The organism is Rhizobium ecuadorense (assembly GCF_001187535.1).
In the GTDB taxonomy this organism is placed as follows: domain Bacteria; phylum Pseudomonadota; class Alphaproteobacteria; order Rhizobiales; family Rhizobiaceae; genus Rhizobium; species Rhizobium ecuadorense.
The window spans coordinates 1-267 of the sequence record NZ_LFIO01001402.1 but is presented as its reverse complement, the minus strand read 5'-3'; the positions used below and the strand labels follow the sequence as shown (position 1 = coordinate 267).

General features: G+C 59.2%; 1 protein-coding gene. It reads right to left on the bottom strand.

Going from position 1 to position 267, the window contains the following annotated elements; genetic code table 11:
• The coding region (locus AF337_RS43415; protein ID WP_160320380.1) for a hypothetical protein at nucleotides 1-267 on the bottom strand (267 nt) is incomplete at both ends.

Below are 267 nucleotides of genomic sequence, written 5' to 3'. Positions count from 1 at the left end.
GGACCTTGTGGAAGCAGACGAATGCCGCCTCGACATCGTCACGCTTCTCAAGATCATAGACGTCTGGGAGGATCTCACCGAGGAGGAGCAGGAGGCTTACGAGAAAGCGCAGGCGCGCTTCTGGGCCAGCGCGGTCGTCGACCATGCCACCGGCTTCTTCCTTTCTTTCAGGCTTCACGTCCGAAACCCGTCGGTGCACACCGCGCGAGCGGCCTTCGAGCTCGTCGCCATCAACAAAAACCAAATCGCTAAAAATGCCGGGTGCAA